This is a genomic window from Acidocella facilis ATCC 35904 (genome assembly GCF_000687875.1).
Classification (GTDB): Bacteria; Pseudomonadota; Alphaproteobacteria; order Acetobacterales; family Acetobacteraceae; genus Acidocella; species Acidocella facilis.
In genome coordinates this window covers 1-23,064 of sequence record NZ_JHYG01000002.1, presented here as the reverse complement: position 1 = coordinate 23,064, position 23,064 = coordinate 1, and the positions used below count along the sequence as shown (strand labels likewise).

25 protein-coding genes and 1 tRNA gene are annotated in these 23,064 nt (G+C 62.9%); 18 read left to right on the top strand and 8 right to left on the bottom strand.

The annotated features are described in order from the left end of the window. Positions 1 to 5: 5 nt before the first annotated feature. The 9 genes from T331_RS17085 (at position 6) to T331_RS19745 (ending at position 9,759) form a co-directional block, all read left to right on the top strand. On the top strand, positions 6 to 488 hold the full coding sequence (locus tag T331_RS17085; protein WP_035178982.1) for a phage fiber-tail adaptor protein: 483 nt from the start codon (positions 6 to 8) through the stop codon (positions 486 to 488). Between the two features lie 13 nt (positions 489 to 501). Further along, positions 502 to 3,063, top strand: a complete 2,562-nt coding sequence (locus tag T331_RS0102520) for a right-handed parallel beta-helix repeat-containing protein (protein WP_026438904.1) — start codon at positions 502 to 504, stop codon at positions 3,061 to 3,063. Positions 3,064 to 3,106: 43 nt separating this feature from the next. Next, positions 3,107 to 5,263: a beta strand repeat-containing protein gene (locus tag T331_RS0102515; RefSeq protein ID WP_026438903.1), complete on the top strand. Its 2,157-nt coding sequence runs from the start codon at positions 3,107 to 3,109 to the stop codon at positions 5,261 to 5,263. A gap of 4 nt (positions 5,264 to 5,267) precedes the next feature. Continuing rightward, positions 5,268 to 7,409 (top strand): hypothetical protein, encoded by a 2,142-nt coding sequence (locus T331_RS0102510; protein WP_026438902.1) that lies wholly within the window; start codon positions 5,268 to 5,270, stop codon positions 7,407 to 7,409. Between the two features lie 12 nt (positions 7,410 to 7,421). After that, a complete protein-coding gene (locus T331_RS0102505; RefSeq protein ID WP_026438901.1) occupies positions 7,422 to 7,748 on the top strand; it encodes a hypothetical protein in 327 nt (108 codons plus the stop codon). Next, the gene (locus tag T331_RS0102500; protein WP_008494713.1) at positions 7,741 to 8,253 is read left to right on the top strand and encodes a glycoside hydrolase family 108 protein; all 513 of its coding nucleotides are present in this window, start codon (positions 7,741 to 7,743) and stop codon (positions 8,251 to 8,253) included. Before T331_RS0102505 ends, T331_RS0102500 begins: the two co-directional genes overlap by 8 nt. An 11-nt stretch (positions 8,254 to 8,264) precedes the next feature. Then, complete coding sequence (locus tag T331_RS0102495; protein WP_155992568.1) at positions 8,265 to 8,564, top strand: hypothetical protein; 300 nt, start codon at positions 8,265 to 8,267, stop codon at positions 8,562 to 8,564. 22 nt (positions 8,565 to 8,586) lie between these two features. Beyond that, complete coding sequence (locus tag T331_RS20515; protein ID WP_026438898.1) at positions 8,587 to 8,898, top strand: hypothetical protein; 312 nt, start codon at positions 8,587 to 8,589, stop codon at positions 8,896 to 8,898. Between the two features lie 516 nt (positions 8,899 to 9,414). Continuing rightward, positions 9,415 to 9,759: a hypothetical protein gene (locus T331_RS19745; RefSeq protein ID WP_155992566.1), complete on the top strand. Its 345-nt coding sequence runs from the start codon at positions 9,415 to 9,417 to the stop codon at positions 9,757 to 9,759. A 42-nt stretch (positions 9,760 to 9,801) separates the two neighbouring features. Here T331_RS19745 and T331_RS0102480 read toward each other — a convergent pair whose 3' ends face one another. After that, positions 9,802 to 10,353: a regulatory protein RecX gene (locus T331_RS0102480; RefSeq protein WP_035178978.1), complete on the bottom strand. Its 552-nt coding sequence runs from the start codon at positions 10,351 to 10,353 to the stop codon at positions 9,802 to 9,804. Between the two features lie 226 nt (positions 10,354 to 10,579). Here T331_RS0102480 and rpmI point away from each other — a divergent pair, with 226 nt between their 5' ends. From rpmI to T331_RS17080, 3 genes are all read left to right on the top strand, one after another. After that, on the top strand, positions 10,580 to 10,780 hold the full coding sequence (gene rpmI, locus T331_RS0102475) for a 50S ribosomal protein L35 (protein ID WP_008494707.1): 201 nt from the start codon (positions 10,580 to 10,582) through the stop codon (positions 10,778 to 10,780). Positions 10,781 to 10,794: 14 nt separating this feature from the next. Further along, a complete protein-coding gene (gene rplT, locus T331_RS0102470; protein WP_008494706.1) occupies positions 10,795 to 11,163 on the top strand; it encodes a 50S ribosomal protein L20 in 369 nt (122 codons plus the stop codon). Between the two features lie 151 nt (positions 11,164 to 11,314). Beyond that, complete coding sequence (locus T331_RS17080) at positions 11,315 to 12,115, top strand: EcsC family protein (protein WP_211248664.1); 801 nt, start codon at positions 11,315 to 11,317, stop codon at positions 12,113 to 12,115. 122 nt (positions 12,116 to 12,237) lie between these two features. Here T331_RS17080 and T331_RS17075 read toward each other — a convergent pair whose 3' ends face one another. Then, positions 12,238 to 12,603 carry an FKBP-type peptidyl-prolyl cis-trans isomerase gene (locus tag T331_RS17075; RefSeq protein ID WP_035178977.1) on the bottom strand — a complete coding sequence of 122 codons (366 nt, stop codon included), beginning with the start codon at positions 12,601 to 12,603 and terminating at the stop codon, positions 12,238 to 12,240. 52 nt (positions 12,604 to 12,655) lie between these two features. After that, positions 12,656 to 13,039: a hypothetical protein gene (locus tag T331_RS18990; RefSeq protein ID WP_008494702.1), complete on the bottom strand. Its 384-nt coding sequence runs from the start codon at positions 13,037 to 13,039 to the stop codon at positions 12,656 to 12,658. A gap of 214 nt (positions 13,040 to 13,253) precedes the next feature. Between T331_RS18990 and T331_RS0102450 the strand changes: the two genes are divergently transcribed. Next, complete coding sequence (locus T331_RS0102450) at positions 13,254 to 14,456, top strand: pyridoxal phosphate-dependent aminotransferase (protein WP_026438895.1); 1,203 nt, start codon at positions 13,254 to 13,256, stop codon at positions 14,454 to 14,456. 857 nt (positions 14,457 to 15,313) lie between these two features. Here the strand turns inward: T331_RS0102450 and T331_RS0102445 are convergent. Then, a tRNA-Ile gene (locus tag T331_RS0102445) sits at positions 15,314 to 15,389 on the bottom strand. A gap of 125 nt (positions 15,390 to 15,514) precedes the next feature. Here T331_RS0102445 and ppa point away from each other — a divergent pair. Further along, complete coding sequence (gene ppa / locus T331_RS0102440; RefSeq protein ID WP_026438894.1) at positions 15,515 to 16,039, top strand: inorganic diphosphatase; 525 nt, start codon at positions 15,515 to 15,517, stop codon at positions 16,037 to 16,039. Between the two features lie 70 nt (positions 16,040 to 16,109). Here the strand turns inward: ppa and pstA are convergent, their stop codons facing one another. Genes pstA through pstS form a run of 3 tightly spaced genes read right to left on the bottom strand, consistent with a single transcriptional unit; the run spans position 16,110 to position 18,995 of the window. Beyond that, positions 16,110 to 16,979: a phosphate ABC transporter permease PstA gene (gene pstA, locus T331_RS0102435; RefSeq protein ID WP_026438893.1), complete on the bottom strand. Its 870-nt coding sequence runs from the start codon at positions 16,977 to 16,979 to the stop codon at positions 16,110 to 16,112. Beyond that, positions 16,960 to 17,883 (bottom strand): phosphate ABC transporter permease subunit PstC, encoded by a 924-nt coding sequence (gene pstC, locus T331_RS0102430; protein WP_008494698.1) that lies wholly within the window; start codon positions 17,881 to 17,883, stop codon positions 16,960 to 16,962. The genes pstA and pstC overlap by 20 nt, the downstream gene beginning before the upstream one ends. A gap of 59 nt (positions 17,884 to 17,942) precedes the next feature. Then, entirely contained in the window at positions 17,943 to 18,995 is a 1,053-nt protein-coding gene (pstS, locus tag T331_RS0102425; protein ID WP_026438892.1) for a phosphate ABC transporter substrate-binding protein PstS, read from the bottom strand. Between the two features lie 338 nt (positions 18,996 to 19,333). Between pstS and T331_RS0102420 the strand changes: the two genes are divergently transcribed. The 4 genes from T331_RS0102420 to T331_RS0102405 all read left to right on the top strand — a co-directional run bounded on the left by T331_RS0102420 (position 19,334) and on the right by T331_RS0102405 (position 22,537). Continuing rightward, positions 19,334 to 20,074: an acetoacetate decarboxylase gene (locus tag T331_RS0102420; protein ID WP_026438891.1), complete on the top strand. Its 741-nt coding sequence runs from the start codon at positions 19,334 to 19,336 to the stop codon at positions 20,072 to 20,074. 15 nt (positions 20,075 to 20,089) lie between these two features. Continuing rightward, positions 20,090 to 20,875 carry a 3-hydroxybutyrate dehydrogenase gene (locus T331_RS0102415; RefSeq protein WP_008494695.1) on the top strand — a complete coding sequence of 262 codons (786 nt, stop codon included), beginning with the start codon at positions 20,090 to 20,092 and terminating at the stop codon, positions 20,873 to 20,875. A gap of 115 nt (positions 20,876 to 20,990) precedes the next feature. After that, entirely contained in the window at positions 20,991 to 21,578 is a 588-nt protein-coding gene (locus T331_RS0102410) for a D-sedoheptulose-7-phosphate isomerase (protein ID WP_026438890.1), read from the top strand. Beyond that, positions 21,575 to 22,537, top strand: coding sequence for an NAD-dependent epimerase/dehydratase family protein (locus T331_RS0102405; protein WP_026438889.1), 963 nt, complete (start codon positions 21,575 to 21,577; stop codon positions 22,535 to 22,537). The genes T331_RS0102410 and T331_RS0102405 overlap by 4 nt, the downstream gene beginning before the upstream one ends. 33 nt (positions 22,538 to 22,570) lie before the next feature. Here the strand turns inward: T331_RS0102405 and T331_RS19740 are convergent, their stop codons facing one another. Next, positions 22,571 to 22,837: a hypothetical protein gene (locus T331_RS19740; RefSeq protein WP_155992564.1), complete on the bottom strand. Its 267-nt coding sequence runs from the start codon at positions 22,835 to 22,837 to the stop codon at positions 22,571 to 22,573. Between the last annotated feature and the right edge of the window lie 227 nt (positions 22,838 to 23,064).

The following is a 23,064-nucleotide window of genomic DNA, read 5'->3' as shown; positions in this document are numbered from 1 at the left end:
TGGAGATGAGCACACAGGCAACGCAGCTCTGGCGGCCCTCCAATGCGCGCTATCTGCAGATTGACGGATTTGTCGCCACACCGCGCGGCCCGCAAATTCCGCCGCCGCAGCCTTTGGTGTGGCCGCAGAAAGACCCGGGCGACACGCTGGATTACGTGTTCGATCTGGCACCGGCCCTGAGCGGTAATCCCGGTGATTCGATCAGCACGCTGAGCGTGACGGTAAGCCCGCAGAATCCAGGCGATCTGACGCTGGTTTCGGCGGCGGCGGATGGGCCGCGTGTCGTGCTGTGGCTGAGCGGGGGCGTGGCGGGGACGATTTATACGGTGACGGTGACGGCCGGCACCACCGGCGGGCGCAGCCTGGCACGCAGCCTGGCTTTGCCGGTGGTGGCGCTGGCCAGCATCCCGGCACCGGCGGATGCGCTGACAACGGCCGGCGGCCAGCCGCTGACCGACCCGACCGGCACGCCGCTCACCACCCTTTGAGAGAGGACTGCATATGACCACGATTGGCCAGTTGCCGCTTGCGGCTTCGGTTTCCGACAGCGCGCAGGTTGCGATCTTCCAGAATAACCAGACCTTGTCGGCGACGCGCGCGCAGATGCTGGCAGGGACGCAGGCGGCGTTGAGCCTGCCGCAGAATACGCTGCTGGGCGGGGTGGGGCCGGGTACGGCCGCCCCTCAGCCGATCACCATCGGCGCCAATCTGGCGCTTTCGGGCAGCACTTTGTCGGCCACGGCGGCGCCCTTCGTGATTGCCGGGCTGCCGAGCGGAACCGTGCCGGGGGCCAGCGATCTGGTGGCGCTGGGGCAGGCGGGTGCCAACCAGGCGGTCTCCTATGCCAATTTCCTGGCCGGCATGGCGAATGTACCCGGCCTGCCGGCGGGCGGGCTGACGGCGACAGCGGCCGGGGGCAGCGTGGCGCGGACCATCGCGGCGCTGACGGGAAATGCCGTGTCGATCGAGGATTATGGCGCGGTGGGCGACGGGGTGACTGACGACAGCGCGGCGTTGCTGGCGGCGATTGCCAGCGGCCATCCGGTGCGGCTCGGCGCAAAGACTTACGCGATTGCCGGGGAGACCGACATTACCGGCGCCACATGCTGCCTGGTGGGCAGCGCGGGGCTTTCGATTTTGAAGCGGTCCGCGCAATCGAAGACCGGGAGTGCCAGCACGGCGACCTGGCTGAACATCGCGGCGACGAATTTCTTTGCCGATGGCGTGGTGTTCGATGCGAATGCGTCGATCACCGCCGATACGCTGGCGGTGGCGGTGCAGCCGGGTTGTACGCGCTCTTTGATCACGCGTTGCAGTTTTCAGAATGCGCAGGGGCCGAATAACGGCAATGGCCTTACCTATCTGGCCAGCGACCCGACGCTGGTGGGGCACCATGTCGATGATTGCGAGTTCACCGGCAATGCCAATAACGGGCTGATGATTTTCGCGACCGATGGCATCAGCGTTACCAATTCCCGCGCATACGGCAATAAAAATAACGGGATCTATGCCGACAGCCATGATCCGGCATTTGTGCTGAAGGTTCGCGCCTTGCAGATTGTCGGCAATAGCTGCTGGGACAATGCCATTGGCATCCTGGTGGGCAATTTTGTCGCCAATAATGTGTTTACCCAGCCTTTCCTGTACGGCAATGCCAATCCGGACATTCTGGGCGCGGTGATCACCGGCAATAATTGTTATGAAAACGGCATCTACGGAATCTATGTGTCCGGCCGGAATATTCTCGTCTCGGGCAATCTGTGTGCCAATAACAGCACGGCGGTTGGGTTCGGGGCGGGGATTCTCTGCGATACCGGCTATTGCAAAATTTCGGGCAACATGATCACCGGCGCCACCGCCTTCGGGATCGATTGCGGCGGGTCGATCTATACCGAGGTTTGCAGCAATTACATCAATGGCGCCTGGATGGGGCTGAATATCGGCGGCGGGCAATATTGCACCGCGCGGTCGAATTTCATTCAGGACTGCACCGGCGCGGGTATTGCCGTGCAGAATGTGGAATCCGACGGTTCGGGGGATAATTTCGGCCTGGCCTGTACGGGGCTGTCGATCTGCGGGAACTGGATCAATTACAGCGGCAGCGTCACCGGGATTTTGATCCGGGATGCGGCGCAGAATATCCGGGTCGAGGATAATGTCGTCATGGTCAATCCCGGGGGCAATCTGACCACGGCGCTGTCGGCCTATACGGATTCGATCATCCTGCGCCGCAATGTGGTGAATTTCACCACGCGCTGGCCGGTGAATCCGGCGAGCGTGAATGGGGTTTATACGCTGACCGTGCCGGATCTGGCGGATGCGGTGAGCATCTCCCAGGCCAGCGCGCCGGTGGCGCAGATCCTGACCGCGCAAGGCGCGCTGGCGGCGGGGACGGTGACTTTCATCAAGGTTACCGCGCCGGGGGCGGGATACACGACCGCGACGGTGACGATTTCCGGCACCGGCACCGGGGCGGCGGCGCGTGTTTGGCTGAGCGGCGGCAAGGTGATCGGCATTCAGATGTCGGCCTTCGGCAGCGGCTATGGCAGCGGCACCACCGCCACGATTTCCGGCGACGGCAGCGGGGCGACGGTGAGTGTGCAGGTGGGGTTGCCGAGCTGGCAGGACCGCGAGCTGACGGTGGATTGCCTGGCGGCGGTGAGTTTCGCGCCCGGCGCCAGCCAGCCTTTGAACAACTGGACGGGGACGACGATGACCGTGCCGGCGGGGGCCAGTGTCGATTGGGTCGGCATGGGGGCAAATGGGTGGCGGGCGGCGCGGTTCAGCCAGAGCGACTATGTCTCGCCCAACGGCGATGGCAGCGTCGCGCTGAAATCCCGTGCCGGGGATATTTCCCTGCATCCGGCCGGGAGCGGCATGGTGCGGCTCATCTCGGACACGGAACCGACCGGAGCGGTGGAGCTGATCGGCCGGGGATCGCCGCTGAATGTGGTCTCCGCCCCGGCGGGCTCGACCTTCCGCAACCTCAATGGCGGCGTCGGCAGCACCTTCTGGGTCAAGCAATCCGGCACCGGGAGCGGCAACTGGGTCGCTGTCGCCTGAGCCTTCACGGCCTGGATAAGGGCCAAATCACAAGGTCGTTTTCATGACAACGATTGCGCAACTCCCCTCGGCGGCAACCGTCGGGGCCGGCGATCTGCTGCCGATTTCGCAGAATGGCTCGGTTTATTCGGCGACCGTGGCGCAGGTGACGGCGAGCCTGCAGCCGCTGATCGAGGTTTCGTCCGGGGCATTGCTGGGGCGGATCAGTCTGGGCACGGGCACGCCGGAAGCGGTGACGTTGGGGACGGGGTTGGCTCTCTCCGGGAGCGTGCTGGCCGCGAATGGCGCCGACCATGCAAGCTATCCGGTGCAGGCGGCGCTGGCGCTGAGCGACGAGCTGGTGATCAACACCGCCGCAGGGCCGGGGCTGTTGCCGGTGAGCGCGCTGACCGGGCTGTTCAGTGCCGGACAGAATGTGTCCATCACCGCCAGCGGTGTGATTTCGGTGAATGTGAGCGCCATCGCGGGGCCGGCCGGGCCGGTGGGGCCTGCTGGCCCGGTTGGTCCCGCTGGTCCGGCCGGGCCGACCGGGGCTGCCGGGGCCGGGCTGCAGGGGCCGGCGGTCGGGACCGCCACCAGCAGTGTGAGCAGCGCCGATTATCTGCCGCTCTGGCAGAATGGGGCGCTGGCGTGGATCCCGTATGGTCAGCTGCTGGCGGGGCAGACGGTGGATGAACTGCCCGCCGCCGCCCCTGCCGCCGATGGCGATGAGCTGCTGGTGGCCCAGGGCAGCAATACGCTGAGCGTGCAGAGCTTTGGCTCGATCTGGACCTATGTGCAGGGCAAGCTGCCCAGCGTGCAGTCCGGCGTGGTGGAGCTGGCGGTGAACACCGTGCTGGATTCGACCGTGCATAATCAGCGCGTGCTGGTGGCCAGCGCCCCGCTGACCCTGACCGCGAATTTCGCGAATACGGGGGCGGGGTTTGCCTGCACGCTGATCAATCTCTCCGCCGGCGCGGTGACGATGGGCACGGGGATCAGTTCCGGCACGGGTGGCACGGTGTTGCCGCCGGGCGCCTCCACCCAGCTTGTCGGCATCAGCTATTCGGGGGGCTCGACCGTCTGGTGGAGCGGCATTGTGTCCAACACGCCGACCATCACGGTGGGGGCGATCAGCGCGCCGGCGGTGAATACGGCCTTCGTGGTCGGTGGCGGGATTTTCAACGATGCCGTGACGGCGCTGGATTATTCGACGAATGGCGGCACCAGCTGGAGCGCCGCGCCGAGCCCGGTGATTTCGGCCAATGCCTACAGTTTCACGCTGCCGGGCCTGGCCGCGGGAACCTACACGGTGCTGGTGCGCGACCATGGCAACCAAAGCGTTGTTGGTGTGTCCAATAGCTTTACCGTGGCGGCGCCGACGATTGCCTTCACCACCATGCCAACGGCCGGGCAGATCAACGCTGGGCTCACGATTGCCGGTACGGTTTCGCCGGGCGGGACGGCGGTGCGGGTTGGTTTGTCCAGTTCCGCGACCACGGCGCCGGCGAGCTGGAGCAGTGCCACCGTCAGCGGCACGGGCTGGAGCGCCAGCCTGACGCCGGGTGCGGCGGGGAGTTTCTATGTTTGGGCGCAGCAGACGGCCGATACGGCGGTTCAGGTGGTCTCCGGCGCGGTGAGCGTGACCCAGGCGAGCCTGACGATTTCAGCGCCGGCCAGCGGGACGGCGGGGAGCGCGCTCAACGTGTCCGGCGCCGTGACGCCGGTTGGGGATGCGGTGAATATCCAGCTCACCACCAGCAACAGCACGGCGCCGACCAGCGGCTGGGTGGCGGCGGCGAACAATGCCGGGGTGATCTCCGGCGCGCTGACGCCGGGTGCCGCGGGCACCTATTATGCCTGGGCGCAGGACCCGAGCAGCGGGCTGACGGCGGTGTCCTCCGCCATTGCCGTGACAGAAGCCGCCGCGGTGAGTTTCGGGTTCAATAATCCGGGCGGTAGCTATACGCATGGCTCTGGGACGATCGGGCTGAATGGCGCGATTTCGCCGGCGCAGGCGGTTTCGGTGCAGGTGGCGCTGTCCACCTCGAACAGCACGGCGCCGACGAGCGGCTGGCAGGCCGCGTCGGTGATCGATTCCAATACGCTTTGGGCCATCTATTACACCAGCCCGGCCACGGCCGGCGCCTATTATGTGTGGGTGCAGACCACGGCCGGCGCCGCGACGGCGGTGAGCAGCTTTACCGTGACGGTGAGCTGAGCCGATGGTGATGTTGTTCAACCAGCCCGGCTCGCCTTTGATGTCGGGCTCGGGAAAGCGGGTGCTGATCGGTGCGTTGCCTGCCGGGGCGGTGCCGACGGGTTTGTTCGCGGGCCCCTACCCCAGCGCGATCAGCGGTTTGTCCGGCTGGTGGGATGCGGGTTTGCTGGGTAGTCTGCTGGATGGCAGCGGCAATCCGGTTGGTGGCAGCAATAGCGTGGTGGGCAGCCTTCAGGATAAGTCCGGTGCCGGCATGGCGCTGACGCCCTACCATGTCAGCGCCGACACCGCGCCGGTGGCGACGCTGGCGGTGCCGCGGGTGAACGGGTTTCTGGGCGCGGTGGGCGCGCCGGATGCCAGCATCGTGCATTACGGGCCGAGCCTGGATCCGGATTGGGGGCTGTCGCATCCTGGACTGGAATTCGGTGCCGGGCAGGCCTGGACGCGCTATCTCGTCTGGACGCGGCCGAACTGGCGGCAAGGGACATATTATGTCGACCAGTCGCCGATCCCGCTGATCCATACGCTGAGTGGCGCGGGCGTCACGATTTTGCAGGCGGATAGTTCGCAGGGCAGCAATCTGACCCTGTTCCCGACGGCGGCGAGCCCGACGGTGCTGACCGCAAACCTGGCGCGGCGCCACACCCATGCGGTGATCCTGCGCAATACCCCCGGTGTGGGGGTGGATGTGTGGCTGGATGGGGTGCAGGTGGCCAGCGCCGTTGCCAACCCGCTGCCCGCCAGCGCCAAGGCGCAGCTTTTGTGGCTGCATGACGCGACCATCCAAGGCAGCGCGCAATGCTGGTTTCATGAGGCGGCGTGCTGGGAGCGGGCTTTGTCCAGCACCGATATGCAGACATTGATCGCCGCCCAGGGGCGTTGGGTGCTGGGCGCGCGGCGGGGGGTCAATCTGTTGGTGATGGGCCAGTCCAACGCCGCCTGGTTCATCAATGCCGGCGCGCCGTTGGCGTTGGCGCAAGGTGTGGCCTGGTATCTGGGGGCCGCTTCTTATGCGTATACGGCGGAGATCTCCGGGACCTATCTCTCACCGGCGCGCTATTCGGTGATCTCGGGCCATCCGATCTCGAACTCCTCGCCGCCGCTGTTTCCGCCAGGGACGGGGAGCGGCACCTTCCTGACCAATCCGGGCGATGGATCGGATCCATCGACCTGGAGCGGTGGGCCGGATTTTGCCGCGTTGAGCGCTTATCTCACTGGCGGTTCGGCACTTGTATCCAGCGTGGATGAGGCGGACATCACCTTCCTGCTTTGGCCCTGGAGCGAGCAGGACAGCACGATGCCGTATGCCAACAAGGCGCTGTATAAAGCCACCGTGCTGCGGCTGCTGGCGCTGACGCGGGCCTTGCTGGGGCGCACGGCCGTGCAATTGCCCTTGCTGGCCTGGAACGCGATTCCTTACGAGACGGCGGGCGGCGTGCAGATGGTACGCGAAGCGATCGAGGATCTCGCAAGCGTGGCCGCGAATAACATCACCATCTTCGCGGCGCAGACGGCGGATTCGAATCCGCTGAATTCCACCTATGACGCGACCACGGGGATGTTTACCGGTGGCGATCCGGAGCATCGCGACGAGGTGGATCTGCTGCGATATGGCCGGGTGGGCGCGCATGCCGCGGGGCGGCTGGCGATTGCGTCGGGCTGGAGTGATTCGATTCCGGCCAGCACCCTGCCCGCCGCCGGCCTGCCGGCGAAAGGCGGGCCGCAGATTTCGCATGTCTATCGCGCGTCCAACACCGAATTGATCCTCACGGTGACGCATGATTCCGGGGATGATCTGATCGTTCCCTTGCAGGCGTTGAATGGTGCGGGGTTTGCGGTGATGGATGGCGGCTCCGTTGCCAGTCCTGGGACGATCATCACCGCCGTGGCGGCGGCGCGGGTGGATGCGACGCATATTGCGGTGACATTGGCGCAGGCGATCAGCAATCCCTCCGCCGCCGTGCTGTTTTTCTACCCTTATGGCAGCACGCAGATCGGCCGGGGCGATGCGGTGACGGATAACAGCGCGCTGCGCGCTGCGCCGGCAAACTGGAACATCGCGAACGATCTGGGGTCGGGCTGGGCCATCAACATGCCGCTGCAGGCGACGACATATCCGATCAACTTGTCGGATGTGCCGGCCTGAAAAGGATCAGGAATGGATCAGGATTTGGGGGCGGCGCTGCGCGCCGATGTCGCGGGGATCAGAAATGATATCGGCGCCGTGAGGCAGGATCTGCGGATCCTCGAAGCCAAGGCGGAATCGCTGGAGACTTGGCGGGTCCGTTATCTGGCGCAGGAGGACCTGGTGGTGGCGAAGATCTTTTCGAAAGTCGACGAACTGATCGGCGGACTCGGCGATATGCGCGCGGACCTCGCGCGGATTCGCGGCGAGCGGGATGTGGAGCGGCGGCTGAGCCTGATGATCGTCAGCCTGCTCTCCGCTGTTTGTGGTGGTTTGGCAACGAGTTTGTTTCATGGATAATTTTGCCAGCTGTATTGCCTTCACCTTGCAGGCGGAAGGCGGATATTCCACGAATGCGGCTGATCCTGGAAACTGGACCGGGGGTGCCGTGGGCATGGGCCTGTTGCGCGGGACGAAATGCGGGATCAGTGCCGCAGCCTATCCGGATCTGGATATCGAAACTCTGACGCAGCCGCAGATCGAGGCGATTTACCGGCGGGATTATTTTGAAAAAATCCAGGGTGATGCGTTGGCGTTGCCGTTGGCGATGGTGGCGTTCGATGCCGCGGTGAATGCGGGGGTGCGCCGATCCATCGTGTTTTTGCAGCAGGCTGCAGGGGTGCCGGGTGATGGCATTCTGGGGCCGCGCAGCCTGCAGGTTTTAACGAGCGGACATGCCGGCACATTGGCGCTGGAGGCGTTGGTGAGGCGGCTTGATTATTACGCGAAATTGCCGGGCTGGAGCGTGTTCGGCCTGGGTTGGGCGAGGCGCATTCTGCAGCTTGCCCGGATTGTTGGGGGGTGAAGGAGATCGGCATGAGTGTGAAACATTTTCTGCAATCGCCGCAGAACCGGACCGGGCTGGCGATCTGGCTGGGCACGGCGATCACGGCGTTGATCCAGTGGGGCGTGCTGCATCAGCAGCTCCCGGCCGTGGATATTCTGGGGCTGGTGGTGGGGTTTTTGAAAATCGTCGAACCGGAGACGAGTGTTACCACGGCGCAGCTTGAGCAGGCGGTGAGCGATGTGAAGACACTGCTGCAATCGGGCGATGTGACGAAGGTGGCGGCGGTGGCGTCCGATGTTGGCGCCCTGGCGCATGAAATCTTGAAGTGAGTCTCAGACAGGAGAGTTGGCGATGAGCGATACGACGCGGATCAATGCGGGGTTGGCGGTGGCCTCCGTGGCGGGCGAGGCCATTGGCGGTGTGGTGGGCAATGAAGTTGCGGCCGGTGTGGCGGCGGCGGGTGCGGTGGTGAATGCGGTGGTGGCGGATCAATCCGCCCATGCCTCGGCGTTGGCGACGGCGCAGGATGCGGTGACGGCTTTGGCCTCGGCGGCGGCGCCTGCCCTGGCTGCCTTGCCTTCCGCCAGCGCGCAGAAGGCTGTTGCCGGGCTGAGCCTGCTGCAGACCATTCTGGCCGAGCTGAAGGCGGTTTTCGCGCTCTGAGGCTGATGGGGGGAGCGCTTGAGCATGACAGAGGTGCAGCGCGACAAGCTGGCGGGGTTCAGGGCGGCGTTGCGTGGCGTTCGCCACAAGGCCAGTGAGGCAGGCGGGCCTTTGCATCGTCTGGCTCTGCGGGTCGGCGTGCAAATGCCGGGCGGTTTTGCGCCTGCGCGTCGCCCCGCGGGCCGGGGGCGCCGGCCGAACCGGCGCCGCGAGATGGAGTTCGCCTCGCTGGCCGTGCGGGCCTCTGCACCTGTCGGCTGGCCGAGGGCGTTGGGGATGGCTGGCATGGTGAGGTCTGGAAGGCGTCAGCCGGTGGCGGCGCAGAGGCGGGGCAGCGCGTTGCCGGGTTGGTTGCGCAGGGGCGTTGGGGGGGCGGCGGTCCGATCCTGGCCGGTGCCGCGCTATGCGATCTGGCGCCCGGCTGGTGCCCGGCCTTTTATGTCCAGGCGCCGCGCTGGGCCGGCCTTTGAGGGCAGGGTATCGATTATTGAACCCCGACCTGCCCTAGGCCGGCCCATGGCGCCGGTGCCGCGCGGGCGGCGGCGTCAGCATTTCAGCGGGTCTGACGGCGGGATGACGAGCGCGCCGGGGAACGGGTTTGAGCCGATGCCGGACCAGGCGGCCCTGCTGATGAGCGCGGATGAGATGCAAGGGGCGTTGTCACCGCCCGGCTTGGGTCGCTCGGGATCGGTGGCCGCAACGTTTTCGCGGGTGCGGAGTCCGGCATGGATGGGCGGTTTGGAGCTGGCCGATGCGCTGGATGAGTATTTCTTTCAGCAATCCAGGTTGGCGCCACGCGGGGCGGCGTCGTTTGACCCACGTGTGAGTCCGCTCTGGGCCGGCCTCAAACTGCCGGGATGAGGTATGGGTCTGCCGCCGATACAGAGGCTGAGCACATATTGTCTAAGGTAGATTTTCCAGGGACTTGATCAGCTGCTCCGCTTCGTCGCGCGGAAGGGACAGCGCCTGGCGGGCTGTTGCCTGGGTGAAGCCGCCACGGGCCATGGCGGCGAGGAGCTTGTCGCGGGGCGCCTCACCGAAGGCGCCGCCGCGGCGGCGGCGCAGAAAGGCGCAGGCGGCGGCGAGTTCGCGGTCGGGGTCGTCCGGCAGATCAGGCTGGTTCACCCCTTTGGCGGCAAGATGCGCCAGGGTCGCGCGCCTGGATTTGCCGGCACGGGTCAGCCGCCTGGCGCGGGAAGCGGCGAAGGCGCTGTCGTCCAGCGCGCCCAGCGCCTTGAGCCGCGCCAGTACGCCCGGGATCGCTGCTTTCGCGAGCCGCGAAAGGTGCGCGAGTTCAGCTTCATCCGCGCCTTGTTCAAGGGCCTGTTTCTGGCCCCAGCGGTCAATGCGCCGGGAAAGCACGCGGGCCAGGCCGGCTTCCGTGGCCGCGTAGTGGGCTATATGGTTCATCGCCGCTTCGTACAGGCTCTCTTCATCCGGCGGTTTTGCTGGCATTATGCGACTCTGCGCTGCTTTGTGCCTCTTGTCACGGGGCGCGACTGGCTATATAGGCGCGCCTTCACCGTGGGCAGGCCCAAGGCGGAGTGGCGCGACTGCTCGGCTTTTCAGTCTTGTCTCGCGTTGAAGCGCGCGTGTCCGGGCCTTTAGGCATGCCTGGCCGCCGCCCCGATTTCCGGGACCCCGGGCCGCAAGGCGCGGGTTATGCGATCAGGAGACTGAAATGCCGAAGCTGAAGACCAAATCCGCGGTCAAGAAGCGCTTCAAGATCACCGCTACGGGCAAGGTTCTGGCCGGCCCGGGCAAGAAGCGCCACAACCTCTATGCCCGTTCTCAAAAGGCCAAGCGCCAGAATCGCGGCAGCCAGACCCTGACCCACGCTGACGGCCTGACCGTGAAGCAGTGGGCACCGTACGGTCTGTAAGGAGGAGATAGAAAATGGCACGTGTGAAACGCGGTGTGACCACCCATGCCCGCCACAAGAAGGTCCTGGAGCTTTCCAAGGGCTATGTTGGTCGGTCTTCCACCAATTATCGCATTGCGATGGAGCGCCTGGAAAAGGCACTGCGCTATGCGTATCGCGACCGTCGCGTCAAAAAGCGTGAATTCCGCTCGCTCTGGATCCAGCGTATCAACGCTGCCGTGCGTGAGCATGGGCTGACCTACAGCCAGTTCATCTACGGCCTGAAGCAGGCTGGGCTGGAGCTGGACCGCAAGGTACTGTCCGCCATTGCGTTCGATGATCCGGCGTCCTTCGCCGAGATCGTGCAGGCTGTGAAGGGTGTTTCCGCCGCCGCCGCGGAGTGAAATTTCCTTAAAATCTCTTGAGTCATGGCCAGGCTGAGCGCATCTCAGTCTGGCCATGATCGTTTTACCCCCCCTGCCCCAGAGCCTGGTCGATGAAACCGGCTTTTTGACCGAATCCGAGCGCTGGCAGCTTTGGGAAGCGGCCGTGTTGATGGCTGATTCCAGGGGGCTGCTGGTCAGGCTCACCGCTCTGTTCGGCCGGCAGGTTGAGGGCGTGCAGGCCGCCATTTCGCAGGTTGGCGCCAAATTTGGCGGCGACACATGGGCCGGGCTTTCCGGCAAAATCCAGGATACCGTGGAAGACGTGCTGTGGAGCAGCTACAGCTATGCGACGTTTGGGCTGGATGCCGCGCCGCATTTCATTCGCCCCAAGGCGCCGCGCAAGAACAGGCTGCACCGGGCGGCGACCACGATGAGCGGCGTTGTCTCAGGCTTTGCCGGGTTGCCGGGCGCGTTTGTCGATATCCCCTTCACTACCGCGACCATTCTGCGCTCCATCGCCGAGGTGGCGCGGGATTCCGGCGAGGATCTGGCGTCCGAGGAGACCCGGCGCGCCTGCCTTGAGGTTCTCGCCTTCGGCAGCCCCAGCGAGACGGGGGAAGCGGCGGAGAGCGGCTATTGGGCGGCGCGGCTTGGGGTGAGCCATCTCACGATCAATCTGCTGATCCGCAGCGCGGCGGGGCGGTTTGGGCTGATTTTGTCTGAGAAGCTGATGGCGCAGCTCGTGCCCGTGGCCGGGGCGGTCACCGGCGGGCTGCTGAATTACAGCTTCACTGATTATTATCAGAGCATGGCGAAAGTGCATTTCTGTCTGCGGGCTCTGGAGCGGCGGACCGGGGATAGCGAGGCGGTGCGGCTCTCTTTCGAGACGATGGTGCGGGCCGCCAGGGATCGCCGCCGTATCGGCCGGCGCCGGCGGAGCGCGCCGGCCATTCTGTTGCCGGCACGCTGAATAAAAAGGGCGAATAGAGCGAGATGGGCGACACCCGTTCGCTCTATTTATGTTTTGGCGGGCAATTTCATGTGTTTATCTTGACGCTGGCGCGTCAACCTCAACACATATTGCTCTAGCGATTACTTGAAGCTGATCAGCTCGACATCGAAAATCAGGGTCGCGCCCGGCGGAATCACCGAGCCGGCGCCGCGCTGGCCATAGCCGTGCTCCGGCGGCAGCAGCAGGGTGCGCTGGCCGCCCGCCTGCATGGTGGCCACCCCCAGATCCCAACCCGAAATCACCTGGCCGACACCCAGCTTGAAGGTAAAGGGCTGCCCGCGGTCGCGCGAGGAATCGAACTTGCGGCCCTTGGCGCCGTTCTCATCCAGCCAGCCGGTGTAGTGCACGGTCACCATCTGGCCCTGCTTCGGGGTTTCACCCGTACCGACGACATGGTCCTCATACTTCACGCCGGAAGGGAGGGTGACATAGTTGGTTTCGGCCAAGGCGAGTTCCTTTCAAAAAAACGGGGCGGTGTTTGCCGCCCCGTTTTTTAGCTCAGTTCTTGGCCTGGTGGAAACCGGCGGCGTCCAGATCGGACTTGCAGGCATAGGCGCCGTGCTTGGTCTTGCCATACAGCTTGGAGGAGCTGGCATGGTAGCTCTTGCTGTGGCTCAGCGCGGTCCATTCCACGGTGCTGTTCGGGCAATGCGCTGCGGCGGCGCTGGCGGTGGAGAATTTCTGGTCAGCCGGCAGGCCGCCGGCCTTGGTTTTCTCCTTGGCAGCCTTCGCCATCGGGGAGGCGGAGTGGCTCATAGTATTCGGGGACATCGGCGCCATCGTGCCGGAATTGGCCGGGGCGGTCTGCGCCATCGCGGGTAGCGCCATGGCGCAGGCGAGACCGACGGCGGGGAGCAGCTTGGCGAATTTGGTGACGGTCATTTTTGATTCTCCTGAAAAGAAACACGCCATAGTCTCTTGGCTGGCGCGATAGGTGAGGCTCGTGACGAGATCCTTCCGGGTCGATCACGATTTCGCCCTATAAACAAATGTTTCGCGAAAAAGCGTGGCAGTTTTGCGGCAAAAGAGGTTTGCGCCGATGGCAGTGGAGGTTTAGGAGTTTCGCCGGCTTCAAACTTCTTCGAGATAGAGATTTATGACCCTGATCGCCGACCGGCTGAACCGCATCAGCCCGAGCCAGACCATCGCCATCACCACCAAGGCGCGCGCGCTGAAGGCGGAGGGCCGGGACATTATCAGCCTCTCCGCCGGTGAGCCGGATTTCGATACCCCGGACCATATCAAGCAGGCGGCGATCAAGGCGATCAACGAGGGTGAAACCCGCTACACCGACGTCGCCGGCACCCCGGCGCTGCGCAAGGCGGTGGCGGCGAAGTTCAAGCGCGATAGCGGCATCGACTACAAGCCGGAAGAGATCATCGTCTCCACCGGCGGCAAGCAGGTGATCTTCAATGCCATGCTGGCCACCGTGCAGGCGGGCGATGAGGTGATCATCCCGACCCCGTGCTGGGTTTCCTACCCCGATATCGTGCAGCTGGCCGAAGGCAGCCCGGTGTTCGTCTCCTGCTCGCCGAATAACGGCTTCAAGATGCGTGCCGAGGATCTGGAAGCGGCGATCACGCCGAAGACCAAATGGGTGTTCCTGAACTCCCCCAGCAACCCGACCGGCGCCGCCTATTCCACCGCGGATCTGCGCCCGATCTGCGATGTGCTGCTGAAGCACCCGAATATCTGGGTGTTCACCGACGACATCTATGAGAAGCTGACCTATGACGGCTTCAAGCCGGCGACCATCGTCGAGGTCGAGCCGCAGCTCAAGGACCGCACCATCACCATGAATGGCTGCTCCAAGGCCTACGCGATGACCGGCTGGCGCATCGGCTTCTGCGGTGCGCCGCTGCAGCTGATCAAGGCGATGGACAAGCTGCAGAGCCAGTCCACCTCCAACACCTCCTCCATCAGCCAGGCGGCTGCGGTGGCGGCGCTGGAAGGGCCGGAAGAGGCGCTGCATGAGATGGTGAAGGTCTATCAGGCCCGCCGCGATCTGGTGGTCGATATGCTGAACCAGGCGCCGGGGCTGAACTGCCAGAAGCCGGAAGGCGCGTTCTACGTGTTCCCGTCCATGCAGGGCTGCATCGGCAAGACCACCCCCAAGGGCAAGAAGATCGAAACCGACGAGGATTTCGTGATTGCGCTGCTGGACGAGGAAGGTGTGGCCGCCGTGCATGGCTCGGCCTTCGTCTATCCGGGGCATTTCCGCATTTCCTACGCCACCTCCACAGAGGCGCTGGTGGAAGCCTGCACCCGCATCCAGCGCTTCTGCGCGGCGCTGAGCTGAGTTTTTCTGAGATCGCAAAAAGGCGGGGCCGCGAGGCGCCGCCTTTTTTAGTGTAACTTGCCGGAAAAGTTATCCACAGAAAAATATGAATCTATTTCAACAACTTAACAATAATCTCGTTAAAAATCAAAGGGATTCGCCTTTTCCGTGTTGACTATCCGACATTATTCTATCAATTACACTCATACCATAACACGGTGAATCTCCAGGCCGTGCCCGGTTAGTCCTTCGGACTTCTGTGGTTTTAGAAGGGGGTTGGAGTCCTTCGATGGTAACCAAAAGAGGCGCTCGAAAGAGCGCCTCTTTTATTACCACGTGTGAGATCTAATTAGCTGGCCGTCTTTACGGGCTTTTTTCAGACGGCGCCGGACCTCCTGTTCATTGGTTCTATAAATAGTAGCGATCCACGTTTCACGACCAGAGCGGGCTGATTTTACAGCCAATAGATAATGAGTATGCGGACCTTGGTCTCTTACAAAGAGAAACTCCAAGCTTCCGGGGCGGGTTTTGGTGCACCATCCGTTATCCACAATTGTCTGTATGAGGCCTAATTCGTCGTGGCCGAGGTGGTGTTTCTCCCACACCTTCTTTGCATACTCGCTCCCCAACCTTATGTCAGTCGAAAGAGTCGGCATTTGCGCGGCAAGGTCTCCAGGGAGAAACGCTACAACTACGTCAGCTGAATGCTCTCCGCGCAAAAATCTCATATATTGATAATGATAGAGAAACATCTCTACCGTTATGGGGGATAGACGGACGAGTCGTCACTACTACACTGCAAATCTGTACATAATTTGACTCAAACCCAGCAACAAAACCAATTTTGGCCCTAAACATAAAAAGGCAGTTGATTTTAATGGTGCGCCGGGAGGGACTCGAACCCCCAACCAAACCGTTATGAGCGGTCCGCTCTAACCATTGAGCTACCAGCGCATCCGCTGCCGCTTTTAAGTGGCGTTGCCGCCCCGTCAACCTTGAACGTCGCAAAATGCCGCAATCTGGCCAGTTGCGCCGCAGCAAGCTATATCCCAGCCGCCTTCTATCAGGGAGTTCTGGCAATGGATGTGAGCAAGCTGTCGCCCGGCAAGGATGTGCCGCACGATATCAACGTGGTGATCGAGATTCCGGCCGGGTCCGGGGTGAAATATGAGGTGGACAAGGAGAGCGGCGCCCTGGTGGTGGACCGCGTGGTGTTCACCCCGATGACCTATCCGGCCGCTTATGGCTTCATCCCCGGCACCCTGGCCGATGACGGCGACCCGGCCGACGCGCTGGTGCTGCTGCCCACCGCCGTGGTGCCCGGCGCGGTGATCCGCTGCCGCCCGATCGGCATGCTGGAGATGGAAGACGAGTCCGGCAAGGACGAGAAGATCGTCTGCGTGCCGCATGACAAGGTGCACCCGCTCTACACCGATGTGAAGGAGCTGTCTGATCTGCCCGCCATCACCCGCGACGTGATCAAGCATTTCTTCGAGCATTATAAGGATCTGGAAAAGGGCAAGTGGGTGAAGGTCACCGGCTTCGCCGACCGCGCCGCCGCCGAGGCCGCGATTTCCGCCAGCCTGGCCGCCGCGTCCAAGTAAAGCGTCCGATAAAAAAGGCCCCTCCCGCGATGCCGGGAGGGGCCTTTTTTTGTGTCCGCGCCTCAGTGGCTCAGTTGAATTTGGTCCGGCGCACGGTGAGGCGCACCCCGATATTGATCGCCAGCACCACCATCATCACCAGAAAGGCCGCCGCGAAGGCGAGGGCGTGGGATTTCGCGTCCGGCTGGTCGATGAAGGTCCAGATCACGTAGGTCAGATAGCCGACCGGCGAATGGGTGAAATGGCCGCTCCAGCCATAATTGGACCAGCCGGCGGTGTAGATCAGCGGTGCCGTCTCGCCGACCGAGATTGCCAGCGCCAGCAGCGCGCCGGTGATGACGCCCGAGGCCGCCGCTGGCAGCACCACCTTGAACACCACGGTGGAATCCTTGGCCCCCAGCGCATAGGCGGCCTCGCGCATGGTGTTGGGCACCTGCTGCAGCGAAAGCTCGGTGATGCGGGCCAGATAAGGCACGATCAGGATGGCGAGCGTGATCGCCGCGGCGATCAGCGAGAAGCCCCAGCCGAAGCCAATGATCATCACGATGTAGGAGAAATAGCCCAGCACGATCGAGGGCGTGCCGGTCAGCGTGTCCGACATGAAGCGGATGACGCTGCCCAGCCGGTTCTTGCCGTATTCCGAGAGATGGATCCCCGCTCCCACGCCCAGCGGAATGGCAATCAGCATGGCGAACAGGGTGATCAGCAACGTGCCTTCGATGGCATTGAGCAGGCCGCCATTCGGCCCGGTGGTGTTCTCGGTGAAGAGATGCCACGAAAAGGCCGAGAGGCCGCGCCAGGCGACGACGCCGACGATATCGAGCAGCGGGGCGATCACCAGTAGCAGCCCGATGCCGCAGAGAGCCCAGCCGATCTGGCTGGTGATGATCCGGCGCAGCTCGTGCGCCGAGCGGGGGGATTTAAGCGCGCTTGCGGACACGGAGGGCTCCTGTCGAAAGAAGTTTGGCGCAGGCATTCACGCCCAGCGTGATGAAGAACAGCACCAGGGCGATTTCAGAGAGCGCCCGGACCGACATGTTGGTGGAATCCGTCTGCGCGCTGTCCAGCTGGCCGGCGACGAAGGAGGCGATGGTGGAGATGGGCGAGAACAGCGAGGTCGGCAGGATGTTCAGGCCGCCGCCGGAGACCATCAGCACCGCCATGGTTTCACCCAGAGCGCGGCCCAGCGCCAGCACGATGCCGCCGATCAGCGTGGTGCGGACCATCGGCATCATCGCCTTGGTCACCACCTCGAAATGGGTGGCGCCCAGCGCGAAGGCGGATTCGCGATTTTCCCTGGGCACTTGCAGAAGCGCGTCCAGCAGGGTGGAGGCGATGATCGGCGTGATCATCAGCGCCAGCACGATGGAGGCGGCGAGCAGCCCATAGCCGCTGCCATTCGGCGCCAGATAATGGCCGATGAGCGGCACCAGCACCGCGATGCCCCACAGCCCGAACACCACGGAGGGGACGACCGCGATCAGCTCGACCAGCATGGAGAGGATTGGCCGGATCTTGGGTGAGACCACTTCCGCCAGGAAGATGGCAGCCCCCATGGCCAGCGGCACGGCGATGAGAATGGCAATAGCCGAAGAGGCCAGCGTGCCGACAATGAAGACCAGAATGCCGTAATTGGCGCCGGATGGAACCTGCACGCCGCGTACCGTGACCGGATCACTGTACATATCGCCGAGATTCCAGCTGATCTGGGTCAGGAAATGCAGCCCGTTGAAGAAAATGGCCTGCCCGGAATAGATCACCAGAAACAAAACAACCGCGCAGAGCGCGGCGGGGATCAGGAGGCTGAGGCCAAGCACGGCAAGGCGGAAGGGGCGGAGTTTCATGAGTCACCCTTTGACGCGAAAACCCCCTCCCGGCCAGAGCCGGAAGGGGGCGAAAGGCGTTACTTGATCTTCGCGATCTGAGCCTTGGAGAGCTCAACCACGGCCGGCGGCAGCGGCATGAAATGCACCTTCTTCAGGAAGCTCATGCTGTTGCCCTCGGTGATCGCCCAGGTCAGGAATTCGCGGACCGCCTTGGCGACGGCGCCGGAAGCCTGGTGGGTGTTGATGATCGCATACTCGTAATTCACGATCGGGTAGGCCTGCGCGCCCGGGGCGAAGATCATGGAGACGCGCTCATCGGCCGGGGTGCTGTTGGCGAAGCTGTCAGCGGCGGCGGAGATGGTCGCTTCGGTCGGCAGCACGTAGTTGCCGGCCTTGTTCAGCAGCTCGGCCTGGCCGAGGCCGGCCTGCGCAACCTGGTCGGCGAAGGAAACGCCGATATAGGCGATGGAGTACGGGTTCGCCTTGGCGGCGGCGACCATGCCCGGGTTGCCGTTGGCGCCCAGGCCACCGGCGACCGCCGGCCAGGACACGGAGGTGCCGAACTTGACGGTGGACCCCCAGCTGGCGTCGGAGTCAGAGAGGTACTGGGTGAAGATGAAGGTGTCGCCCGAACCGTCCAGACGGTGGATGGGGATGATCACGTGGTCCGGCAGGGTGACACCCGGGTTCGCCGCGGCGATCGCCGGGTCGTTCCACTTGGTGATTTTGCCGGTGTAAATGCCAGCCAGGATCGGGCCGGACAGCTTCAGGTTGGTGATGCCGGGCAGGTTATAGTTGATGGCCTGCGACGCGATGGCGAGCGGGATGCTCAGCATGTTCGAATGCGCCTTGACCATGGAGTCAGACAGATAGGCGTCGGACGCACCGATATTCACCAGGCCCTTGAGGGACTGCGCGATGCCAGCGCCGGAACCGGTGGAGGTGGTGGTGATGTCAGCGCCCGGGTGGCTGGCGGTGTAAGCCGGAACCCACAGGTTGAACAGCGGGTAGAGCAGGCTGGAGCCCGTCTCGACCAGCGGCACGGAGGTGGTGTCGGCCTTCGCCTGTACAGCGCCAACGGCGGCGGTAATGGCCAGCGCGGCGGCGCCGGCGCGGAGGAGGTTCATCATCTTCACGTTCGCGTTCCTTTTGTTCAGGCTCTTCTCGTCAGCCCAGCGTTTCGGTCAGCGTGGGAGAGCAGCCCCCAAGCCTCGCCTCGCAATAATTGAACATTGTGACAATGGCGACGGGCATTGCGTTGCAGTTCTATGACATTTCCATCTGGTAAGGCGCGCTTGAACGTGGTCTGCTTTGCTGGCGTCGATGAAGACAGCCGCTTGTTCTGCGTTTGTTCGCTTGCGTTGAGAGGTCGGTGTGTCACGATCCCGTTCATGACATGGTGACAGAAACGTCATGTGCAATCACAGGCGGCCGGTCTACATAAACGTCACTTCTTTGGAGGGTTTGCATGACGAGAGACGAAATTCTCAACGCTACCTCGATGCCATTGGCTTCGCCCAGCTATCCCAAAGGGCCCTTCCGGTTTTATAACCGGGAATATCTCCTCATCCATTATGAAACCGATCCCGACATGTTGCGGGCCCTGCTGCCGGAGCCTTTGGTGCCGGATGGCAATGACGTCTATTTTGAATGGATGAAGATGCCGGATTCCACCGGCTTTGGTGATTATGAGGAAAGCGGCTGTGGCATCGCCGCACTTTATAACGGCATTCCCTGCAATTACTCCGTCATGATGTACCTTGACGATGAAAGCCCCACCACCGGCGGCCGCGAGATCTGGGGCTTTCCGAAAAAATACGGCATTCCCGAGCTGAAGACGATCCATGAGACCCTCACCGGCACGCTGAAATATGACAATGAGCGCGTTGCCCTGGGAACGATGACATACAAGACCAAGCCGCTTGACCACGCGAAAGTGGTCGAAGGCATGAAGAAACTCAATATCAATCTGAAATGGATCCCGGATGTGGATGGCAGCGCCAAGATCGCGCAGTTGGTCGGCTATCATCTCGAGGATATCGACCTGAAATTCGCTTATTCGGGCGATGCGCGGCTGCATCTGGTGCCGCATGCGAATTGCCGGCTGGCGGATTTGCCGGTGAAAAAGATCCTTTACGGTACCCATCTCTGCGCCGACTTGACCTTGCCCTATGGCAAGGTGCTGCATGATTATCTGGCGGAAAAGTAAGAAAGGACGCTCAAAATGGCTCTCAAAGATAAAGTTGCCCTGGTCACCGGCTCCACCAGCGGCATTGGCCTCGGCATCGCCCGGGCGCTGGCCGCCGAGGGTGCGGACATCATGCTGAATGGTTTCGGCGATGCCGGTGAGATCGAAAAGCTGCGCCAGGATCTGGAAAAAGAATTTTCCGTGAAGGTCGGTTATGACGGTGCGGATCTCAGCAAGCCGGACCAGGTCGCCGCGATCGTCAAGAAGACCCAGGACGAGCTGGGCAGCCTGGATATTCTGGTGAACAATGCCGGCATCCAGTTCACAGCCCCGGTGGAGGATTTCCCCGAGGCGAAATGGGACGCTATCATCGCCATCAATCTCTCCGCGGTGTTCTACGGCATGAAGGCCGCCATCCCGGGGATGAAGGCGAAGAAATGGGGCCGCATCATCAACATCGCCTCCGCCCACGGCCTGGTCGCCAGCCCGCACAAGGTGGCCTATGTGGCCGCGAAGCATGGTGTTGTCGGCGCCACCAAGGTCGCCGCGATCGAGACGGCAAATGACGGCATCACCGTCAATGCCATCTGCCCGGGCTGGGTGCTGACCCCGCTGGTGCAGAAGCAGCTTGAGGACCGCGCCAAGGATGCCGGCACCGATGTCGATACCGAGAAGAAGAAGATGCTGCAGGAAACCCAGCCGATGCTGAAATTCTCCACCCCGGAGGAAATCGGCGCGCTGGCGGTATTCCTGGCCTCCGATGGTGCTGCCACCATCACCGGCACGCCGATCTCCATCGATGGCGGCTGGACCGCGCACTGATCTTCCGCCGCTTTTGAAGTGTCTTGTTGCAGCCGCCCGGTCCGCCGGGCGGCTGTAAGCTTTTTACGGGCTGGCGTATAAACCCCGCACCGACATCGTGGAGTGACTCTGGCCCATGCAGACCGACGAAAAAGCCCGATATGCCGCCATGCTGCGCCGGGGTGCCGAGCTGAAACTGGCTTTGGCCGAACAAGCCGAGCCGGTGCTGGCGATTGTCGATGCGTGCGAGCGGGCGCTGCGCCAGGGCGGCAAGCTGATCTTCTGCGGCAATGGCGGCTCGGCGGCGGACGCCCAGCATCTGGCAACCGAGCTGGTGATCCGCCTGCGCGGCGCGGTGCCGCGTGCCAGCTGGCCGGCGATTACGCTCGCCCTCGACACCTCGGCGGTGACGGCGGCGGTGAACGATTTCGGCATCGATGAAATGTTCTCCCGCCCGCTGGAAGGGCTGGGCCGCGCCGGCGACGTGCTGTTCGGCATCACCACCTCGGGCAAATCCGCGAATGTGCTGGGCGCCTTCAAAAAGGCCAAGGAGATGGGCATTACCGCCGTCGGCCTGCTCGGCGGTGATGGCGGCCCTGCCCTGCCCTTGTGCGATCTGGCGATCGTGGTGCCGGATACCGAGACGGCGCGCATCCAGGAATGTCACATTGCCCTCGGCCATGCGATCCTGACATTGATGGAAGACCGGCTGGTGCGCCAATGAAAGCGCTGGTCACCGGTGCGGCGGGCTTCATCGGTTTCCATATCTGCGAGAAGCTGCTGGGCCGCGGCATCGATGTGGTCGGGGTGGACGATCTCAACCCCTATTATGACATAAGGCTGAAACAGGCCCGGCTGGCGCGGCTGGGCCAGGGTTTCAGCTTCCACCAGCTGGACATCGCCGACCATGACGCCCTGCTGAAGCTGGGCGACGGGGTGGAGGTGATCTTCCATGTCGCCGCCCAGGCCGGGGTGCGCTACTCGCTGGAAAACCCATTCGCCTACGCCTCCGCCAACCTCACCGGGCATCTCTCCATTCTGGAGCTGGCCCGGCAGACGAGCAGCGTGAAGCATCTCATCTATGCCAGCTCGTCCTCCGTGTACGGAACCGGCTCCACCCTGCCCTATTCCGAGCACGAGCGTGCCGACCGGCCCTCCTCCCTCTATGCCGCGACAAAGCGCGCCGACGAGCTGATGAGCGCCTCCTATACCCATCTCTTCGGGCTGAAGCAGACCGGCTTGCGCTTCTTCACTGTCTATGGCCCCTGGGGCCGGCCGGATATGGCCTATTTCGGCTTCGCCGAGGCGATCATCGCCGGACGGCCCATCACCCTCTATGATGAAGGCGCCCTGAAGCGGGATTTCACCTATATCGACGACATCATCGCCGGGATCATGGGGGTGTTCGATCACCCGCCGGGCGATGAGCAGCGCCACCGCGTGTTCAACATCGGCAATCACCGCGCCGAATATGTGCGTGACCTGGTGGCCCTGCTGGAAACCCATCTCGGCCGGGAGGCGATCACGGTCAGCCAGCCAAAACCGGCGGCGGACCCGGTTGAAACCTGCGCGGATATCTCCGCCCTGAACGCGCTCTGCGGCTACGTGCCTACCACCCGGTTGGATGAGGGGATCCCCCGCTTCGTCGAATGGTATCAGGGCTGGAAACGCCGTCCGGCATGAGAAGTTCAGATAAAATTCAATTAAATCAATATATTAAAACAAATATTCAATTTTCTTGAAAAACTTTGTCTGGTCGAGTTGACGGCCTTCGAAGGGTGGAATAGAAGCCCGTCCACCGCTGCGGTCTGCAGACTTGATCTTCGGAACTTGAGCGGTTAGATTGGATGCCTTCGCGGCGGGATAAACTCCGCCGCTTTGTTTTTGATCTAGCTCTTTGACAATTGCATAGGCTGGGAAGGGATACGCTGGTGGCGTTTCTGGTTCGGGGTTTACTCCGAGCTGCTGGGTGATTTGTTTCATCTGGTTGATGATATGAGGGGCGGGATTAAGTTCTGTTTTTACCTCTGTCGTTTTGGAAGCGTGGCTGGAGTATTTCTTTTGAAATTACGTACAGAAACGCTTCGAATATTCTTGGTCTTAGGACTGAGGAACGACATGTTTGAGCAGGGCTTTCTTCATTTATATTTAGTGCCGGTTAGGCGCTGGGTAGGATGAACTTGAGAGTTTGATCCTGGCTCAGAGCGAAC

Excerpts from the sequence above, each read along its gene's own strand:
- T331_RS0102495 (WP_155992568.1), top strand. The coding sequence starts at position 8,265 with ATGAGTGTGAAACATTTTCTGCAATCGCCGCAGAACCGGACCGGGCTG.
- pstC (WP_008494698.1), bottom strand. The coding sequence starts at position 17,883 with ATGAAACTCCGCCCCTTCCGCCTTGCCGTGCTTGGCCTCAGCCTCCTG.
- T331_RS0102515 (WP_026438903.1), top strand. The coding sequence starts at position 3,107 with ATGACAACGATTGCGCAACTCCCCTCGGCGGCAACCGTCGGGGCCGGC.
- T331_RS0102520 (WP_026438904.1), top strand. The coding sequence starts at position 502 with ATGACCACGATTGGCCAGTTGCCGCTTGCGGCTTCGGTTTCCGACAGC.
- T331_RS0102415 (WP_008494695.1), top strand. The coding sequence starts at position 20,090 with ATGGCTCTCAAAGATAAAGTTGCCCTGGTCACCGGCTCCACCAGCGGC.
- T331_RS0102405 (WP_026438889.1), top strand. The coding sequence starts at position 21,575 with ATGAAAGCGCTGGTCACCGGTGCGGCGGGCTTCATCGGTTTCCATATC.
- T331_RS0102505 (WP_026438901.1), top strand. The coding sequence starts at position 7,422 with ATGGATCAGGATTTGGGGGCGGCGCTGCGCGCCGATGTCGCGGGGATC.
- T331_RS19740 (WP_155992564.1), bottom strand. The coding sequence starts at position 22,837 with ATGAAACAAATCACCCAGCAGCTCGGAGTAAACCCCGAACCAGAAACG.
- rplT (WP_008494706.1), top strand. The coding sequence starts at position 10,795 with ATGGCACGTGTGAAACGCGGTGTGACCACCCATGCCCGCCACAAGAAG.
- T331_RS0102410 (WP_026438890.1), top strand. The coding sequence starts at position 20,991 with ATGCAGACCGACGAAAAAGCCCGATATGCCGCCATGCTGCGCCGGGGT.
- T331_RS20515 (WP_026438898.1), top strand. The coding sequence starts at position 8,587 with ATGAGCGATACGACGCGGATCAATGCGGGGTTGGCGGTGGCCTCCGTG.
- T331_RS0102450 (WP_026438895.1), top strand. The coding sequence starts at position 13,254 with ATGACCCTGATCGCCGACCGGCTGAACCGCATCAGCCCGAGCCAGACC.
- T331_RS0102500 (WP_008494713.1), top strand. The coding sequence starts at position 7,741 with ATGGATAATTTTGCCAGCTGTATTGCCTTCACCTTGCAGGCGGAAGGC.
- T331_RS0102420 (WP_026438891.1), top strand. The coding sequence starts at position 19,334 with ATGACGAGAGACGAAATTCTCAACGCTACCTCGATGCCATTGGCTTCG.
- T331_RS17080 (WP_211248664.1), top strand. The coding sequence starts at position 11,315 with ATGGCTGATTCCAGGGGGCTGCTGGTCAGGCTCACCGCTCTGTTCGGC.
- T331_RS0102510 (WP_026438902.1), top strand. The coding sequence starts at position 5,268 with ATGGTGATGTTGTTCAACCAGCCCGGCTCGCCTTTGATGTCGGGCTCG.
- ppa (WP_026438894.1), top strand. The coding sequence starts at position 15,515 with ATGGATGTGAGCAAGCTGTCGCCCGGCAAGGATGTGCCGCACGATATC.
- T331_RS19745 (WP_155992566.1), top strand. The coding sequence starts at position 9,415 with ATGGCGCCGGTGCCGCGCGGGCGGCGGCGTCAGCATTTCAGCGGGTCT.
- pstS (WP_026438892.1), bottom strand. The coding sequence starts at position 18,995 with ATGATGAACCTCCTCCGCGCCGGCGCCGCCGCGCTGGCCATTACCGCC.
- T331_RS0102480 (WP_035178978.1), bottom strand. The coding sequence starts at position 10,353 with ATGCCAGCAAAACCGCCGGATGAAGAGAGCCTGTACGAAGCGGCGATG.
- rpmI (WP_008494707.1), top strand. The coding sequence starts at position 10,580 with ATGCCGAAGCTGAAGACCAAATCCGCGGTCAAGAAGCGCTTCAAGATC.
- T331_RS18990 (WP_008494702.1), bottom strand. The coding sequence starts at position 13,039 with ATGACCGTCACCAAATTCGCCAAGCTGCTCCCCGCCGTCGGTCTCGCC.
- T331_RS17085 (WP_035178982.1), top strand. The coding sequence starts at position 6 with ATGAGCACACAGGCAACGCAGCTCTGGCGGCCCTCCAATGCGCGCTAT.